This window comes from Levilactobacillus muriae, assembly GCF_045862015.1.
Taxonomy (GTDB): Bacteria; Bacillota; Bacilli; order Lactobacillales; family Lactobacillaceae; genus Levilactobacillus; species Levilactobacillus muriae.
Map to the genome: position 1 here is coordinate 152646 of NZ_BAAFRU010000001.1, position 16003 is coordinate 168648.

General features: G+C 46.8%; 14 protein-coding genes. 9 read left to right on the forward strand and 5 right to left on the reverse strand.

The annotated features are described in order from the left end of the window. Positions 1-132: 132 nt before the first annotated feature. Positions 133-1497, forward strand: a complete 1365-nt coding sequence (locus tag ACKTSF_RS00700) for an SLC45 family MFS transporter (RefSeq protein ID WP_407885671.1) — start codon at positions 133-135, stop codon at positions 1495-1497. A gap of 155 nt (positions 1498-1652) precedes the next feature. Continuing rightward, entirely contained in the window at positions 1653-3908 is a 2256-nt protein-coding gene (locus ACKTSF_RS00705; protein ID WP_407885673.1) for a glycoside hydrolase family 65 protein, read from the forward strand. Between the two features lie 324 nt (positions 3909-4232). On the opposite strand, the gene ACKTSF_RS00710 is transcribed toward ACKTSF_RS00705, so the two are convergent. From ACKTSF_RS00710 to rpsN, 3 genes are all read right to left on the reverse strand, one after another. Beyond that, complete coding sequence (locus ACKTSF_RS00710; RefSeq protein ID WP_407885675.1) at positions 4233-4544, reverse strand: YjcN family protein; 312 nt, start codon at positions 4542-4544, stop codon at positions 4233-4235. A 231-nt stretch (positions 4545-4775) separates the two neighbouring features. Continuing rightward, positions 4776-5213 (reverse strand): hypothetical protein, encoded by a 438-nt coding sequence (locus ACKTSF_RS00715; protein WP_407885677.1) that lies wholly within the window; start codon positions 5211-5213, stop codon positions 4776-4778. Positions 5214-5801: 588 nt separating this feature from the next. Beyond that, on the reverse strand, positions 5802-6071 hold the full coding sequence (gene rpsN, locus ACKTSF_RS00720; protein WP_407885679.1) for a 30S ribosomal protein S14: 270 nt from the start codon (positions 6069-6071) through the stop codon (positions 5802-5804). Between the two features lie 436 nt (positions 6072-6507). Here rpsN and ACKTSF_RS00725 point away from each other — a divergent pair, with 436 nt between their 5' ends. Next, positions 6508-8370 (forward strand): DUF5776 domain-containing protein, encoded by a 1863-nt coding sequence (locus ACKTSF_RS00725; RefSeq protein WP_407885681.1) that lies wholly within the window; start codon positions 6508-6510, stop codon positions 8368-8370. A gap of 155 nt (positions 8371-8525) precedes the next feature. On the opposite strand, the gene ACKTSF_RS00730 is transcribed toward ACKTSF_RS00725, so the two are convergent. After that, entirely contained in the window at positions 8526-9560 is a 1035-nt protein-coding gene (locus ACKTSF_RS00730) for an aldose epimerase family protein (protein ID WP_407885683.1), read from the reverse strand. Positions 9561-9848: 288 nt separating this feature from the next. Here ACKTSF_RS00730 and ACKTSF_RS00735 point away from each other — a divergent pair, with 288 nt between their 5' ends. Further along, positions 9849-10670, forward strand: a complete 822-nt coding sequence (locus tag ACKTSF_RS00735) for an alpha/beta hydrolase (protein WP_407885685.1) — start codon at positions 9849-9851, stop codon at positions 10668-10670. Positions 10671-10713: 43 nt separating this feature from the next. On the opposite strand, the gene ACKTSF_RS00740 is transcribed toward ACKTSF_RS00735, so the two are convergent. After that, complete coding sequence (locus tag ACKTSF_RS00740; RefSeq protein ID WP_407885686.1) at positions 10714-11532, reverse strand: Cof-type HAD-IIB family hydrolase; 819 nt, start codon at positions 11530-11532, stop codon at positions 10714-10716. Between the two features lie 263 nt (positions 11533-11795). On the opposite strand from ACKTSF_RS00740, the gene ACKTSF_RS00745 reads away from it, so the two are divergent. The 5 genes from ACKTSF_RS00745 to ACKTSF_RS00765 all read left to right on the forward strand — a co-directional run bounded on the left by ACKTSF_RS00745 (position 11796) and on the right by ACKTSF_RS00765 (position 15925). Then, a complete protein-coding gene (locus ACKTSF_RS00745; protein ID WP_407885688.1) occupies positions 11796-12179 on the forward strand; it encodes a MarR family winged helix-turn-helix transcriptional regulator in 384 nt (127 codons plus the stop codon). Positions 12180-12327: 148 nt separating this feature from the next. Continuing rightward, positions 12328-14145 carry a glycoside hydrolase family protein gene (locus tag ACKTSF_RS00750; RefSeq protein ID WP_407885690.1) on the forward strand — a complete coding sequence of 606 codons (1818 nt, stop codon included), beginning with the start codon at positions 12328-12330 and terminating at the stop codon, positions 14143-14145. 456 nt (positions 14146-14601) lie between these two features. Further along, a complete protein-coding gene (locus ACKTSF_RS00755; RefSeq protein WP_407885692.1) occupies positions 14602-15030 on the forward strand; it encodes a Spx/MgsR family RNA polymerase-binding regulatory protein in 429 nt (142 codons plus the stop codon). Positions 15031-15200: 170 nt separating this feature from the next. Next, positions 15201-15389, forward strand: coding sequence for a helix-turn-helix transcriptional regulator (locus ACKTSF_RS00760; protein ID WP_407885694.1), 189 nt, complete (start codon positions 15201-15203; stop codon positions 15387-15389). A 5-nt stretch (positions 15390-15394) separates the two neighbouring features. Further along, positions 15395-15925 carry a DUF3278 domain-containing protein gene (locus tag ACKTSF_RS00765; RefSeq protein ID WP_407885696.1) on the forward strand — a complete coding sequence of 177 codons (531 nt, stop codon included), beginning with the start codon at positions 15395-15397 and terminating at the stop codon, positions 15923-15925. Positions 15926-16003 lie beyond the last annotated feature (78 nt).

Here is a 16003-nt window from a genome sequence, read left to right on the forward strand (position 1 = left end):
GAAATAGTGCACGAAGAAACTTTTGCGCAAACGGTTGCATTTAGATGTAAGCGGTGCCATAATATACTCACGCGATAAGTAATTACTTAGCAATTATTAAATTTGAAATTAACCTGAGGAGGTTTTTGGATCATGGCAGACGAAACATTATCGGCCGAAGAAGCCAAGAAACATAACGGGTTACCGACATTACCCGCCAGTACCATTTGGATGATCAACTTTGGATTCCTAGGTGTCCAGACGGCCTTTACTTTACAGAGCTCACAGATGAGCCGGATCTTCCAAACGATTGGGGCCGATCCTAACAGTTTGGGGTGGTTCTTCATTTTACCCCCATTAGCTGGGCTGATCGTACAACCAATCGTTGGGTACTATTCCGACAGAACCTGGGCACCCAAATTTGGGGGCCGCCGGTTGCCTTATCTCTTGTTAGGAACCATCGTGGCGGTTATCGTCATGTGTCTGTTACCGAACTCCGGGAGTATGGGCTTTGGTTACGCGTCACTCGCCGCCTTACTCTTTGGGGCCATTACCGTGGCCTTCCTGGACTTATCATCTAACGTGGCTATGCAGCCGTTCAAGATGATGGTTGGGGACATGGTCAACGATGACCAAAAGAGTTACGCTTACGGGATTCAAAGCTTCTTATCCAACACGGGTGCCGTGTTAGCCGCTATCTTGCCCTTCCTGTTTGCTGCGATTGGCTTAGCCAACACCGCTGCTAAAGGGGTTGTGCCAGCAACGGTTAAAATTGCCTTTTACGTTGGTGCCATTCTATTAGTTATTACGAGCTTGTTTACGATCTTTCGGGTCAAGGAATACGATCCAGATACTTATGCGAAGTACCATGGGATCTCCAAGGAAGATAATGCTGAGGGTGGTAACTGGTGGACACTTCTGAAGTCTGCACCAAAGGTCTTTTGGACCGTAACCTTAGTTCAATTCTTCTGCTGGGTGGCTTTCCAATATCTCTGGACTTACTCCGCTGGGGCCATCGCTTCTAACGTTTGGCACACCACTAATGCCGCTTCTGCTGGTTACCAAGCTGCCGGGAACTGGTACGGGGTCTTAGCCGCCGTTCAATCCATCGCCGCTGTTATCTGGTCATATGTCTTAGCTAAGTTACCAAACAGCGTTCACAAGATTGGGTATGCTGGGAGCTTAGGTTTAGGTGCTCTTGGGTTCATTTCCGTCTTCTTCGTCCACAACCAATACACGTTGATTATTTCCTTCATCCTCGTTGGGATTGCTTGGGCTGCGATGAACACGTACCCATTGACGATGGTCACCAATGCCTTATCTGGTGCTCACATGGGGACTTACTTGGGCCTGTTCAACGGTTCAATTTGTTTGCCACAAATCGTGGCTTCCCTGGCCAGCTTCGCACTGTTCCCATTATTCGGTCACGCCCAAGCCAACATGTTCTTGTTAGCTGGGATCATCATGGCTATTGGGGCATTGTCAGTCTTCACCATCAAGGAAACTTACCGCGCTTAGTTTTGCTAGAAAGCCAGCGTCAATTTCTGTAAAGTTAAAGTGCAAGTTAAAGTGCAAGTTAAAGTGCAAGTTAAAGTGCAAGTTAAAGTGCAATCTGTAAAATAGATATTAAACAAACGAGAAATTAAGTAAACATAAAAAGGAGAAATGACACCATGAAACGAATTTTTGAGGTACAACCGTGGAACGTTATCACTCATACCTTTGACCCCAAAGACAAACGCCTCCAGGAATCCATGACCAGTATCGGGAATGGCTACATGGGGATGCGTGGGGACTTTGAAGAAGGTTACAGCGGTGATTCCCTCCAAGGCATCTACTTGGGCGGCGTCTGGTATCCAGACAAGACCCGAGTTGGTTGGTGGAAGAACGGCTATCCTAAGTACTTTGGGAAAGTGGTCAATGCCGTCAACTTCATCAAGCTTCCCGTTGAACTCAATGGGGAAGCGGTAGATCTAGACAAGGATACGATTTCTGACTTTACCCTCGACCTCGATCTGCACCGGTCCGTTTTGACCCGTTCCTTTACGGTTGAACGTGGCGATGTTCGGGTAGCCTTGAAATTCGAACGGTTCCTGAGTGTCAGCCAACAAGAACTCTCCGCACAAAAGGTGACGGTTAAGAATCTGGGAGCCACAGCCGTTGACGTGACTTTAAAGCCAAGCATCGATGCCGATGTGATGAACGAAGAAGCCAATTACGACGAACGTTTCTGGGATGTGTTGGCCACAGACCAACAGGCTGACCGAGGCAGTATTGTCGCTAAGACCACACCGAACCCATTTGGTACGCCACGCTTTACCTCTGGCATGGAGATGCGGATTTTGACGGCCCTCAGCAATGTTGCCGTCACGCAACCGAATGACAAGGAAGTTATGACCGCCTACACAGGTAGTCTCGCACCCAACGCATCAACAGAGTTAGAAAAGCGCGTGATCGTCGTGACTTCACGAGATTACGATTCGCAAGAAAAATTAACGCAGGCCATGCACGACTTGAGTGATAAGGTCGCCGGCGAAAGCTACGCGGACTTGTTGGCCGCTCACACCAAGATTTGGGCCGACCGGTGGGAAAAATCCGATGTCGAAATTGCTGGGGATGACGCCTCGCAACAGGGGATTCGGTTCAATCTATTCCAGCTATTCTCCACATACTATGGTGAAGATTCCCGCTTGAACATTGGACCTAAAGGCTTCACTGGTGAAAAATATGGTGGTGCGACTTACTGGGATACCGAAGCCTTCGCTGTTCCCGTTTACTTGGGAATCACCAATCCTGAAGTTACCCGGAACCTCTTGATGTACCGCTACAAGCAACTCGATGGTGCCTACATCAACGCGCAAGAACAAGGCCTCAAGGGCGCCTTATTCCCAATGGTGACGTTCGACGGGATCGAATGTCATAACGAATGGGAAATCACCTTTGAAGAAATTCACCGGAACGGGGACATTGCCTTCGCCATCTACAACTACACGCGTTACACCGGCGACACCTCCTACGTTCTACACGAGGGAGCCAAGGTTCTTTCCGAAATGTCTCGCTTCTGGGCCGACCGGGTTCACTTCAGTAAGCGTAACGGTCAGTACATGATCCACGGCGTTACGGGTGCCGATGAGTACGAGAACAACGTTGATAACAATTGGGATACGAACCTCCTGGCCCAGTGGACGTTGAAGTATACGCTGGAAATCTTGGGTCAAGTCGATGCCGAAACAGCCAAGAAGCTCAACGTTTCTGATGCCGAGAAGAAACAATGGCAAGACATCGTGGACCGGATGTACCTACCTTATGACAAGGACTTAAATATCTTCGTTCAGCACGACGGCTTCCTCGACAAGGACATCGAACCCGTCAGCACAATTCCAGCTGATCAGCGACCAATCAATCAACACTGGTCCTGGGATAAGATTCTGCGGTCACCTTACATCAAGCAAGGTGATGTTCTGCAAGGGATCTGGGACTTTATCGATGACTTTACGCCGGAACAGAAGAAGGCTAACTTTGACTTCTACGAACCCTTGACGGTTCACGAATCCAGCCTGTCGCCAGCTATTCACTCTGTGTTGGCTGCCGACCTGGGTTACGAAGATAAAGCGGTCGAACTCTACGAACGGACGGCTCGGTTGGACTTGGACAACTACAACAATGACACCACGGATGGTCTGCATATTACGGCCATGACTGGTGGCTGGATTGCAGTGGTTCAAGGGTTTGCTGGTATGCGTGTGCGTGATGGCCAGCTCCACTACGCACCATTCTTACCAAAGAACTGGACGCGCTATGCCTTCCGTCAGGTCTTCCGTGGTCGCTTGATTGAAGTCACGGTTGACGGGCAAGGATCCCACTTCAAGTTACTCAGCGGTGATCCGTTGACGATTGATGTAGCGGGTAAGCCAGTGGAAGTGAAGTAAGTTTAAAAATTAGTTACTGTCGCCAAAGAACGGCGGGGATGCTTGCAATGTAACCTTTGCAGTGTAAGCGTTTCTGGGTGTGGTAAGGCTGGCAGGCTCATTTTAAAAGTAACTGCTGGTGGATGAAATTACACAGAAGCCGTCCAGCCCACGGATCGTTGTGTAGGCTCGAAGTCAGTAGTTGTGCGAGCAGATTGCAAGATGCTCACCTCATGCTTATTGAATTGAAATCTGTATCGCAAAAAATCACCATTTCTAGTGCCAGTGAGCACTAGGAATGGTGATTTTTGGGTTCTATGTCAACTATTGTTGGTAATTCCGTTTTTAAACAGGGTCAGAGGCAGGACTTGCATAGTAAAAGAATAAAACTTTATAGACGTTGAAACTAGACGCCTCAAATCCATCAGCTTGAAAATGATAGGGATTAATATCGTATTGCTTCCCGCTAGCTCTAAGAGAACTGGTTGGCGTAGTAGATATTTTAGGTTTCACTTTCATGAATGTTCGAAATTGTCCATTTATTAACATGTTCATTTTGATTGCATTTTTGGGAGATGTTGCGAGTATCAAAGTCGTTATAATGAAAATACCTAGTACCACAAGTATTGATTTCAACCAGATTTTACTCTTGAGCATGAGAGCTTACCACCTTAATGAGGATAAATTATTCAGATGAAATTTTAGTTAACGACGAATACCCTCATCAATCTGCATTTTTGATGGGGGATCATATCGTGAACTTGTCATCAATTAAAGACGGTCAGTTATTGGGTGCTTACTTAAAAAGTGTTACCTATGGCTGTCAGAAATCTTGTTGGCTGTCGAAGGCTACAAGTAAAGTCGGCACCATAGGCGAGTACGGTCACCCTAGAAATCTTGTGGGAGGCTTTCTTGTTGTTGCGCCTTGGTCTTGGCGAGGGGGGCATTATCCTGCCAGTAGGTTAGCCATTCACCGTTCATGGTCAGGCTTTCCAATTCCAATTGGTTGTTGCTGAGGAGGTCTTGTTCCAGGCGTGACTTGAAAGTGGCGATCAGTTCCTGAATCGCTTGTAAATTTTGGGGAAGGTCGTTGCCATCCAAGGCCGCCATCTTATCATGAAACTCGTGGCGTAGACCGTCTTCAATATCACGGAGCTTACGTTCATTTGCTCGGGCTAATTTGGGTTGATTATTGGTGTCAAAAGCCATGGCGGGACTGATACCGACGAATTGGGCATTGATTTTGGGTGTATCAATGCCATAGGGGGTCTGGTCGCCGTTGCCAAACACGTCGAATTCCCGGATGACCGTTAAGACTTCTGTCATGGTAAAAACTCCTTTGTTATCTATGATGATTTCAGTTTAGAGCATACGAAAACCCACGTCAAACGAAGCCGCGGGCAGGGCTTGACGTGGGTCGTGTTTTTGTGATGGGTTTTGGGTAATATCGTAGATAAGTAAACATTAGGAAAGCTGGCATTAGTTCCCTTAAACTGGCTCTCGCCGGGATGTCCGGGAACTTGCGGCCTCTGAAACGCGTTCCCTCGGGCAGTCCCTTCCGCTTAACCCCAATAAGCACCGGCTCGGTTCCACCGAGCGGGCACTTATTGACGTTAATGCTCAGGGCCTAACCGCCCTCACTTACGCTCTGATTGAAACGAGTTCCGCAAGGCAGGTTCCTCCGCTTAGAAAGCTAAGTCCTCCTGTCCGGCTATTGCTTTTAATGGCTAGGTAGGTTTGGACCGCTAAACTTTCTTTCACCGGTATATCCGGAAATATGCGGCCTTTGAAACGAGTTCCGCAAGCCAGATTCCTGCGCTTAACCCCATTAAGCACCGGCTCGGTTCCACCGAGCGGGCACTTAATGACGTTAATGCTCAGAATCTAAGCGGCTTGCTCCACTCTCTGCACCTCTTACCAGCTAGCCTTCCTCACTCCTGGAATCTTTCCCTCGTGGGCGAGTTGGCGGAAGTTAAGTCGGGACATTCCGAATTTTCGCATGTAGGCGTGTGGCCGGCCATCTAAGTGGTCGCGGTGGTGAACTCGGACTGGTGAAGCGTTCCGGGGGAGTAAGGCCAATGCAGCGTAGTCGCCGGCAGCCTTTAATTCTGCGCGTTGGTCAGCGTACTTTGCGACCGTTGCTTCAATCTTTTTTTCTTTTGCAATCTTTGATTTTTTAGCCATGAATTAAGGAATCTCCTTCTATCTAATTAGTAATTATTACGTTTTACTAGCATACCATGGGTTCTCGAATGCTGTCAACGATTGTGTCCTTCAGACAATTCAGTACTGTCACTTGTTACAGGCTACAGCGCGATTGATTCAAGTCTCAATGAGTTCATGAGAAGAAGTGGTGGTACTGAACAAGTTTGAAAATGAACGATGGGGTTAAATGTTTCATCGGGCTTTCTAATTAAAATTCGGATCGCCGTTTGTAATAGACAGTGAAGTCGATATTTAATAAATCTCTGTATAACAAGGAGGAGAAGAGATTTAGTTAGGTACTAAGTAATATTAGTGAAAAGAAAAAATAAAAGCAGTGTAACAGTTTTACGAATATGTTACAATAATAAAAGATTTTATATGAGCTATTTAATAAATTTTGTCAGGGGAGTTTATTATGGATAAATACAATCAGCTTAAACAACTATTGTTAGTAGGCGCGTTGGGAGCGATGATCACCGTGGGGGCAGTTGCAGGTGGTCGGACAACGGCGTTCGCCGCCAGTACTGATACCATTCAGGTCACAACGGATACCCATGCCGATCAGGATAAGGTGGCTTTTACAGATCCAACACTGGGTACGGTAGTTGCTAATGCCCTGGATGTCAGCGGGGATGTCACTTACGGTGATATTTGGCACTACCAAGGGAAACAGCCATCTTTGAGAAACGTCGGGATGTCAAATGATATGCCGGAGATTACGTCGCTTGAGGGCTTGCAGAGTTTACAGGAGCTACCAGCTGGGATTGGTGTAGCCGTTCAGCTGGCCTTGGCGACAGGGGTATCCTTGGCGCCGTTTAGTGGTCTACCTGTTTCAGGGAGTTTTACGGTGGAGCAGGATGGGATGCATGGTCGGGATTTCACAGCGCTAAATGATATCCATGTCCTAGAAGATCCGACCGGATACGTCAAGCGGCAAGTCAACGTGTCTGGTCTAACAGGATATGCCAATGGAAATGGGTTAACTGATGCGGACGTACAGCAGCTTAAACCGCTATTTTCACAGTTTTCGAAGCTGAAATACAAAAGTGATGATGGCAGGCTTATAGTGACAGTTAACAATCAACGACTGACAGATTTTTCATTCTTTAAGCAATTTGGTAAGGTTAAGCTGTTAACGACTGGGCAGTATGAGGTTTTGCCAAAGCCTGTCTATATTGATCCGGCAACCTTTACGCAGGATACGGTAGTGCGCTTGCCAACGCAGATTAAGGGGTTAGATGGGGAGCCTGTTCAGACGAGCACGTATGTCTGGAGTAATGCCTCCAGAACTTTGACGATGGACGGGACGGATGCATTGATCAAGGGTGTAAATGCTAACACCAAGTGGATCATCGTGGTCCATCAATATTCGAATGTCAATTTCCCTGACATTGATCCCATTACCTACTCGGATGGCAGTACACTTACCACCGACGGCATGCAGTATTACCCAGTAAAATGGGAAAAGGTGCCGGCTGAATCTTCGGGTTCATCTTCCACTGGTACGACGGGAAGTGGGTCAAATAGTCAGTCATCGACATCTAGTGCGACAGAGTCAGTCGTTGCGGCTGGAGACGGCGATCGGGGAATAGCGGCTAAGGGTAGTGTCGTTTACGCTATCAAGCCAATTTACCTCTATCAACGACCGAATTTCACTACGAAAGATCGGCAAGTAAGATATACCAAGCAGCCACGGATTAATCGGCCAATGTTTGTTGTCACAGGGTATGCCAAGTCAAATAGCGGGCATCTTCGGTATCTAGTGAAGGATGTTAACCATCGCAGTGAGACGGCCGGAAAGACGGGATACATTACGGCTAACAGTAAGTATACGGTTCCTGTGTATTACCAAGCAAAGCATGCCAAAATCACGGTCATCAACCCGCAAGGAATCAGCGCTTATCGTAAAGTTAGTCTGAGTGGCAAGGCAACCCATTATCGGCAAGGGACGGTTTTAAAGGTTGTTGGATTAAAGCACTATCATTTAACCACGCGCTTTAAACTCAGCAATGGATCGTATGTGACCGCGAACCGTAAACTTGTGAAAAGTGGCAAGGTCATCATGCCAACTTATATTCGAACTAAGACGACCATTCACCGGTACCGTACGGCTGATTTAACCGGGAAGCAGAAAACCTATGCCAAGAATACGCGTCTCAAGGTTCAGGGATGGGCTTATGGTCACGCTGATAATTTGAAAATATTTGGCGCTTTACGTTACCGGGTAGCCGGTGGGTATGTGACGGCTAATGAGAAGTTCGTCCAAGTTATGCGTTAGTCAGCAAGTTTCGTGTGAAAGCACAGCGCCTACAAGCGACTGAGAGTAGTAAAAAAATAAGAAGTGCCTGTTAGGTCAGGCTGACGCTTACAGACGAAGCAGATTAAAAAGCACCGCACTGTGATGAGCAGTGCGGTGCTTTAAGATATCTTTGATTAGTATTTAACTTCGTATGAGATTTGGTAAGTCTTGGTCTCGCCAGCAGGCACAGACACGTCCCCAAAGTTTGGATGGTGTGGCGTATCGGATAAGGTTTGCGCTTCCAGAGCAACCCCCATGTAAGGTTGGCCGGCACCAGTAGCTAATTTCATATCTGAGGTGAAGGAGTTAGCCGTGAAGACGACCAGGCCATTCCGACTAGACTTGATGGTTACGGAGCGGTTGGATTGGGGATCGCTTAATTCAGCAATCGTGTTGTCTTCGCCCGGTGTAACGTGGAATAAGTCATCGAACCCTTTTTCGTTAGTCCCTTGCATACCACGGATGGCTTCGCCCAAGTTTTGACCATTGCTGAAGTCAAATGGCGTGCCGGCATTTTGAATGAAGTTCCCAGTAGGAATCTTTTCACTCGTCACTTCCAAATGTTCCTTGGCGTTGATCTGTAACGTTTGGCCAGAAATCAGTTGATCGTCGCTCAGGTTGAAGTAGACGTGCAACGTTGGGTTGAAGAGGGTCAGAGCCGTTGAGTTGGATTCAAACTTCAAGTTAACGCGGTCATTGTTGTCCAGAGAGTAGATCATCTTAGCAGTCATATCGCCAGGGAAGGAGTCGTCGCTGGATTTGAAAGTGTGGCTCAAAATAATCTTGGCTTCGTTTTCGTCGGAGTCGTCGATTTCGCCATCCCAGTTAACAGTGTTGAAGCCGTGGGGGCCACCGTGAAGGTTCGTGTCCTTACCTTCGTTGGTATCAACTTTGTAAGTCTTGCCGCCCATTTCGAAGGTACCGCCGCCTAAACGACCCCCGATACGGCCAATTCCCATGCAGACGTAAAACGGATTGGACAGGTAATCCTCCATTTTATGGTAAGATAACACCAAGTTCTTGTCACCCTTATCAGTTGGTACGGATAACGTATGTAGCGTTGCGCCCCAGCTTAGAATGCCAAGTTTGACGCCGTTCTTATTTTCAATCGTATATTCGGTGACAGCCTGATTCTGGTAAGTATCCCATTTCGTCGTAGCAGTTTTCATGAGCAAGTCCTCGATTTCTATAGATTAAAGCGTTTTCATTTCTGGCTCTATTCTATATTTTTATCCGTACAATTGTCAAATATAGTTGGGACGAAAATCAATAAACGGGTGACCTTTTTTGGCCATCAACGAGACAAAGCCCGTAGTTACGGTAGTCTCAGCTGAAACAACTTTATGCGGATAATTTTTCAAAATTGCATTTTATCATAACAAATGTTAATTGGCGGAGATATAGCTTGTGCGCAATCAAAATAACTGGCATAATGGTTTAGTTTAGGGGGGAGTGCATTGACTCTTAAATGGCGTTGGTTACCGACAATCGTTGTTGGTGGCTGGCTCGGTTACCGTTGGGCGAGTCGATTAGTCGTTGCACCAGAGCCACTGGTTCGGCGACGAACCGATATGCCCTATTCGACCGTGCCGACCCTTCTGATTCCCGGGTGGGGCGGCCAGGCGTGGACTTACAATGGTTTATTACGCTGGTTAGCACAACAGGGATATGGTCATAAGGTCCTGACGGTTCGCGTTGATTGGCACGGCGGCCTCCATTTTGTTGGTGACTGGTCGGTCACGGCCACGAACCCTTTGATTCAAGTCTTGTTTGACCACAGCTTGACGCGTGACTATCAGCCGCAGGTCAGATGGCTCACGGCGATCCTAGCTGCACTGAAGACGCGCTACGGCGTGACGACGTACAATGCTGTGGCCCATTCCTGGGGTGGTAGCGCGGCAGTTCACAGTCTGGTACTTTACGGGCATCGCTCTGATCTGCCGGAGTTACGCCGATTGATTTTGCTGGGAGCACCGGTTGATGAAGGAAAAGTAGGTGGTCCTGTTGACATGGCCTATGAGCGGCTGAGAGCGGCGCAACATCATTTGCCGCCGATGAGCCATGGTACTGTCATTAACGTCTATGGGACACTCTCAGGCCGTTTCACGGATGGCTCAGTCCCCGTTCATCAAGTGACCGCGTTACGGCCAATCTTGGCAGATAGCACGATAACTTACCGGGAAGTGCATGTGCCGGCAACGAGCCATGGACAATTACACGCTTCGCGGAGAATGTGGCGGTTAATTGCGAGGCTGATTTGGGGCCAGCTACCAAAATAACCGCCGACCCAATTTAGGTCAACGGTTAAAAGTTTAGCTAGCTTTAAACTTCACCTGCTAAAATAGAATCAATGATGTCGAGAACGCCATCGTGATTATTGTCGGCAGGCGTGATGAGATTGGCCACGGCTTTAACGGTGTCTGTCCCGTTCTGCATGGCAACCCCCAAACCCACGTGAGCCAGCATGTCGCGGTCATTATCGTTGTCACCGAATGCGGCAATTTCAGCCGGGGTGATGTCCCAGGACTTCGCTAATTGGGTAACACCAACTGCTTTGTTCATGTGTGCCGCTACGATATCGATACTGCCAAAGCCGCTAGCCATGGCATTGATTTGACCGGGGAACCGGTGATTCAGCCGACTAGCTATGTGTTGAATCGTGTCGTTTGGCCACTCACCGTTGATTTTATAGAAAGTGTCTGCCACTTGGGTGAGGTCATCGACCAGGACAATGTTATTGAAGAAGTAGGCCTGAGACGTAGGATCACTCGGGTGGCTTCGCCGGTTGATGTAAGTGCCGTGTGCACCAGACAAGCGTAAGACCTGTGGCCGGAGTGTGTCATCGGCGAGAATATCAGTCACGATTTGGTGAACGATCGGCGTGGGGATGATATCCTCGAATAGTGTTTGACCGTGATCCACAATCAGACCGCCGTTTTCGGCGACGAATGTCTGGACGGCCGGTGTTGGTGCAAAGACGCGGTGGAGGTGCCCCAGGTGATTGCCGCTGGCCACGACGAAGTGGATGTTAGCGGCTCCGAGTGCCTTTAGTTGGCGGGCAAAGCGGGGCTGGTTGTAGTGCCGTGCTTGATCCAAAAAAGTGCCATCAACATCGGTCGCAATCATTTTAATTTTTGTCATACCAAACGCCTCATTCGTTTATTTTTTCTTAACTTTAATCATACGGGGTTCTGTTTCTGAATTCAATGTTCTAATCTGGAAGAAATATGACAAAATGATGGCGTATCACTAGTTTTTTCATTCGTAATGCTATAAACTATTAATGAATCGGTAACATAAAGGCTGAAAATGAGGGTTATAATAAATGGTTAGCGGGTGAGAATAGTAACATCTTTTTTACCACGCACATCAGGTAACCCAACTGGAAAGGAAGAAAGCAAAAAATGACGCAAACTAACGAATTAAACCAATCCTTGGAATGGTTTTCCCAACTCCAAAAGATTATGCGGCCAGTAACAACGATTAAAACGGAGGAAATCACGATTTCCTTGGAACAATTCAACCTGTTACATGCTATCACGACTCAGCGTGAGGAATTCACGCCAACTCGGTTTGCTGGCCAAATCGGGGTTTCTAAGTCAATGATCTCCGGTCAAATCTCGCGGTTATTACGGGCTGGTTTAATTGAAAGCATCGCTTCAACGGTTGACCGTCGTCAACACAATCTGAAATTAACGCCAGATGGTGTTAAGGTTTACACGTCCGTTCGGGGCCAAGTTGTTGAACGCCTCAACGGTTTACATGACGATATCGCCAAATTAATGTAATAAACTAAACTTAATTTACAATTTTAAAAGAATCCCCTTTACGACTAGAATCTTTCAATCGTGTGACAATTAGGTTAAGATGACCCAACGCTTTAATGTCTTAGCTATAATGGAACTGTTGGAAGAATTTGGAACTGGAGGGGATTTTTTGAAATTACGGGTAAAACTCGGGTTATTGGCCACAGTTGCAATGGGGGCAACTGTCCTGGGACTGGGTGGTTTTTCTGGAACACCGCTGGCAACTCAGACAGTCGTGGCACATGCTGCGACGACGATCAACGCCAAAAACCAGGGGATGGTTGGTAACGCCAAGACCGTTAACAATGAGGCACTGCAGACAATGTTAGATAATTGGGACAATGGGGATCTTACGGTTCACGTCCCTAAGGGCACCTATGTATTTGATGCGGGGAATATTAAGCTGCATTCGAATATTACGTTCAAGTTTGATAAGGGTGCAGTCTTCCGGATCACGTCAGGTAATCGGGTGAACTTTGTGTATCCAAGTCCCGAAGCTGGCTACGATGGTGGGATTAGCAACGTCAAGTGGGAAGGTGCAACCTTCCAAGGGGATAACACCTCGTCAGGGCAAAGTGTCTTCACGCAAAGTGTCCATCATGCGACGAATGTGACGTTTGACAATTGTGTCTTTGACAATGCTGAATCGCCTACTGGTCACTACATTGATCTCGATGGAAGTCATGATATTAACGTGACCAATTCCGTCTTCACAGGGTTTAACGGCTCGCAAGACTACAAGGAAGCCATTCAAATTGACTATTCAAATGCCAAGGCGATGTCTTATAAGAACCCAGGCGATCAATACGACAACTTGCCAACTTACGATGTTAAGGTCAATAATAACCAGTTCTTACCCGTTTCTAAAAAATCCGGGCAGGTGCAGTCGTACGCGCCTAATCCTATTGGGGAACATGCAATATACGGTCACGGCGCAGCCGGCATTATCCACAACGTGTACTTCACGAACAACACAGTGGTTGATCCCAAACCGCTGATGGATGATGGTGTGGCAACGATTCACTTTAAGGGTGTGTCAAACCTGTGGATCACGGGGAATAAGTTCATTAACCAGCATGTCTTGGGTTCTGGGAACTACATTTATTTGTATAATTCTGAGTCCGGGTATGATATGACCAACTTAAATATTGAAAATAATACATTTACGAACGTTAATCCAACTAAACAGTACATTTATCTGGATAGTTCTACGGCAACTAATCCCATGACCAACGTGTCGATCACGGGTAACAAGGCGACGACTCAAAAGACCGGGGTTTCCTTTGTGAAGAGTAACTTCGCACTGACGGGCGATACGATTGCTATTAGTAATAATACGATCAAGAAAGCCAAGAAGGCCACGGTGGTAACCAAACCAACCATTCCAACGACTTCCGTTAGCAGCGCAACTTCGCAAAAATTAAAGAAGCGCAAGCAGACGAATAAATCGGAAAAGTACTATTCTGGTTTGGCCTCTCAACACGCGCAATTGGCAGCGAAGTATAAAACGTATGCCGTCTACAATCACATTCGGGGACACAAGAACTGGAATGTGCTGAAGTTTAACTGGAAGACGATCAAGAGCAAGCGGGTCTACATTGACATGCGTGCTACGGCTGACACAGGTAAGTGGTACCGTATTCGCTTTAGCAAGAGTACCAGTGCGAAGTCGTATTGGATTCGGAAGGGCGCTTTGAAGTTTGATACGTTCAAGAGTGAAACTTATGACAGAACGTTCAACTTGATGAAGGTCTACGGCGTTTACACCCGGCCATTTAACGATCCTTTACTGGCTAAGCAGAAGGGTACCACTGCGGACATGTCCGAACGGCGGGTAACGATTACTCACCGGGTAAAGCGGACTGACTCTAATGGGCATGTTTCAACATACTACCAGATGTCCAACGGTCTTTGGACACGAGCATTAGCATTTGATTTAGATTCTTAATTTAGACAAACTGTGATCTTCAGAGACGCCACCCTATCGAGTTTGATAGGGTGGCGTCTTTTTTTAAAAAAATTTGATTCAAATCAAAGACTTTTACCGATGAAAAATGGTACACTGTTTCCAACCTTTAAGAAATTTGAACCAGAATGAAGTGTATGGCTTTCATGAGGCGTCGAAAAATGTAAGCCCTAACAAATTCATAGAAATTTCATTTTTCTGTCCTAAAAAGGTTGGATTATCTTGGTAAGGTTACAGTAAGCTTGATGTAATGGGATTGCTGGTAAATCACCGATTTGCGAGAATCTTGCGAAATTATTAAAAGGTGTGCTTAGCTGAGGGTAATGGGTTTCATCATTTCTCATTGTGGTGTACAATAAGAAATATAAATTAGCACTCCAACAAAAGAGTGCTAAATCTGGTACCTCATCGAAGAGAAGATAACTGGAGGGCGATTCTATGATTAAAATGTACTTTCATGCTAAGACTACTGCGGTAACTAAGGCTATGAAGTGGCTTGCTAACCACGACGCCATCTTTACTGCTCGTGACATTAAAAAACAACCATTAACGCGTGATGAAATTCTATACATGTTGTCCCTGACAGAAGATGGGACTGACGACTTGATCTCTACCCGTTCTAAGGCCTACAAGGCTTTACCTGACTCCGTGCAAGACATGGGGATGAATGAACTCGTGGACCTCTTACAACAGAACCCAGGGATCTTAAAGAACCCGATCGTCGTTGACCGCAATAAGCTAGCGACCGGCTTCGACTTGGAGACCATCCGGGAATTCGTTCCAGCAGCTTACCGGAAGAAGGAACTGGCTAGTTTCTTCAAGATTTTAAACGGTGGCAACAAGAATCTGGATGTATCACCAGCATAGTAATGAACGCGTAAATAAAGGCTACTACTCGAGTTTTGAGTGGGAGCCTTTTTTGTCGCCATGTATTGCGGAGATCGGGCTTAAAAAGTCACATATAGTTGACATCTAAATAAGACGCTCCTATACTAAAAATGTCATATATATCTAACATTTCAAAAGAGGTGACCTGCGTGAACCGCGTCAAAGAGTTTCGGAAAGCTGCTGGTTTGACCCAGTATCAACTTGCCAAACAAGTGGCGGTTGCCCGGCAGACCATTAACTTAGTTGAAAACGATAAATATAATCCGTCACTTGATCTATGCTTACGGTTAGCGAAGGTCCTCAGCACGGATCTGAATCATTTATTCTGGGAGGGGTAATCATCATGAAGAACGGGGAAACTTTACGTGATCGCTTTGTAAAATACTTTTTCAACATTTCAGGGGACTTTGACGAATACAAGCGCCAAGAAGTTAATCGTATTGGGACTAACGCGCTGTTGATGTGTGTACCAGCGCTGTTATTGCCACCACTCGTTGCTATTTTCTGGGCCACCACTTCGCCAGAATATGCGCTGCTAGGTATTGTTTTATTCAATTCTATCTTTTTTGGGGTCGTTGTTTGTCCCTATCTCATGGTAGCCAGCCGGCGCGCGCACCTGACAGATAATGAAGTTGACGTTCAGGATATGCCAGCAGCGTGGGGGCGTGTTCTGAAGTCAGCCCTGGGCCAAGGCATTTATTTTGCAGTGTTCACATACCTTTTGAAGGCCGTACTCGATTGGTTCTTCGATGGCGCCAACTTTATGCTACAATTGCGTTCAGTAAGTAATATCAAAAGTGCGGTCCTAGCTGGAATCTTTTTTGGGGTAATCATGGGTATCACGTACTGGGGACGACTGAAAAAACAACTCTAGGTAGAAATTTTTGTGGCTGAAACCAAGTGACTCTGGAAGGCAAAAAAAAGCCGCGATTCACATCGCGACTTCAACATT